2 protein-coding genes are annotated in these 2,111 nt (G+C 54.1%); both read left to right on the forward strand.

Annotated features, from left to right (window positions below; all coding sequences use genetic code 11):
- Nucleotides 1-1,314: TIGR03013 family XrtA/PEP-CTERM system glycosyltransferase (locus tag B2W52_RS18335; protein WP_286803866.1), on the forward strand; the 1,314-nt coding region annotated here is incomplete at its 5' end.
- Nucleotides 1,315-1,373: 59 nt separating this feature from the next.
- Nucleotides 1,374-2,018: an XrtA/PEP-CTERM system exopolysaccharide export protein gene (locus tag B2W52_RS18340; RefSeq protein ID WP_286803867.1), complete on the forward strand. Its 645-nt coding sequence runs from the start codon at nt 1,374-1,376 to the stop codon at nt 2,016-2,018.
- Nucleotides 2,019-2,111 lie beyond the last annotated feature (93 nt).

Genomic DNA, 2,111 nt, shown 5'->3' on the forward strand with positions numbered 1-2,111 from the left:
GTATTTTTTCGCTACTTCGGCGACCTTTCCTTCTTCCTTGAAAACCTGCGATTTCTGTTGCCATCAGCGGTTGTCTTTTCGGCAATGAACCTTTTGGTGATGGTGGCGCTTGGTGTTCACCAGTCGCGCCTGGAGGAGGGCATGTCGGGCATGATGCTCCGCACCATCATGGCGCTGATTATCAGCATTCCTTTAAACGGTTTTGCCTACCTGCTGGCAGCAGACTGGTTGTGGTACCTCGGTGAAAGCGGTGTTTTGACAACAGGGTCTGTGTTCGGCTTTTTCCTGATCGGTATCGCGCGCTCAATCTTCTTCGACACGGTGGGCAAGGACGCCTTCAAACGAAAGGTGCTGGTACTGGGTGCTGGCTTTCGCGCCAGGCAGATTCACGAAGACCTTAAAGCACCATTGAACCGCAAGGGGTTCATCCTGATGGGGTTTGTCCCCCTGCCGGACGAGCCGGTTGAGATCCGCGACGACTACCTGCTGAACATTCCCACCACACTTCACCAATTCATCATCAAGAACCCGGTCAGTGAAATTGTGGTAGCCGTGGATGATCGCCGCAAGGGCCTGCCCATGGAAGACCTGCTGGAATGCAAGATGGAGGGCGTAAAAATTGTTGACGGTATGACTTTCTATGAGCGGGAGAGTCGTAAAGTTGCGCTGGAAATGGTCACCAGGGGCTGGCTGGTTTTTACCGATGGTTTTACCGTCTCGTCGGTCTTCGGATTTGGTAAACGATCACTGGATATCCTGGCAGCAACAACGCTCCTGCTTGTGAGTTTGCCGTTGATGATCCTTACCGTCATAGCCATAAAAGCAGAGGATGGCTTCAGGGCGCCGATGCTGTATAGCCAGGAACGGGTAGGGCTTAACGGCAGAGTCTTCAAAGTGTACAAATTCCGCTCCATGATTAACGATGCTGAGAAAAATGGAGCAGTCTGGGCCAGCAAAAACGACACCCGGGTAACCCGGGTGGGTGACGTTATCCGAAAATTACGGATCGACGAACTGCCGCAAATCTTTAACGTTCTCAATGGCACCATGGCCTTCGTGGGCCCGCGCCCCGAACGGCCGGTGTTCGTGGCGCAGCTGTCTGAAAAGATACCGTTTTACAGTGAGCGCCATCGCGTAAAGCCTGGCCTGACCGGCTGGGCCCAGCTATGCTTTGCGTACGCGGGCAACGAGGAAGACACGCGGGAAAAACTTTGTTACGACCTCTATTACATCAAGAATCAAAGCCTGTTGCTGGATTTATTGATTATAATTCAAACAGTAGAGGTGGTACTGTTCAAGAAAGGATCAAGGTAGTTTCGGGACCTGCCCTCCCCGGGACACGGAAACAGACACGGAATCAGAGAGGAATAACAATGTCATCGAAGTATTCACTGCGGGGACTGCTGATCTCCGTGACGGCGGTAGCGTTTGTAACGGGTTGTGCCGGGCCTCAGCCATCGTCTCAGGAAGACATCAACGAAGCTCTCAGCCTGCAGACATCAACGGGGGTCGAGGAGTATGTGCTCGGCCCAACGGATGAAATCCAGATCTCGGTCTGGCGTAATGCGGATCTCAGCATCGGCGTTCCCGTACGCCCGGACGGCAGGGTATCCATGCCCCTTATTGGCGATGTCCAGGCCACCGGTAAAACGCCGGAACAGCTCGCCAATGAAATCGAGGAAGGCCTTAAAAGCTACATCCGTGAACCCCAGGTAACCGTGGTGGTCAAGTCCATGGGCAGCCAGGAATTCAACAACCGGGTGCGGGTAACCGGCGCGGTCAACCAGCCCATCTCCGTGCCCCACAGGTCCGGAATGACGGTCCTGGACATGGTGCTGAGCGCAGGCGGTGCAAACCCCTTTGCCAACCTCAACGACGCCATGTTGTACCGCTCACTGGGCAACAGGATGGTGGCCATTCCCGTTCGACTCAACGACATTCTCAGCAAGGGTGATGTATCCACCAATTACCGCCTGCGACCCGGGGATATCCTGACCGTGCCGGAACGGAATTTCTAGGATTGGCTGCAACCGCTGTTTGAAGCCGGCGCGGAACTGTTTATCAACAGGTAATTAGAGATGGCACTTCCATTAAACCAGATTCCTTCGGAA

The organism is Marinobacter sp. UBA2498 (assembly GCF_002341575.1).
GTDB classification, from domain to species: domain Bacteria; phylum Pseudomonadota; class Gammaproteobacteria; order Pseudomonadales; family Oleiphilaceae; genus Marinobacter; species Marinobacter manganoxydans.

Coding starts and splice junctions, on each gene's coding strand:
- B2W52_RS18340 (WP_286803867.1), top strand. CDS start 1,374: ATGTCATCGAAGTATTCACTGCGGGGACTGCTGATCTCCGTGACGGCG.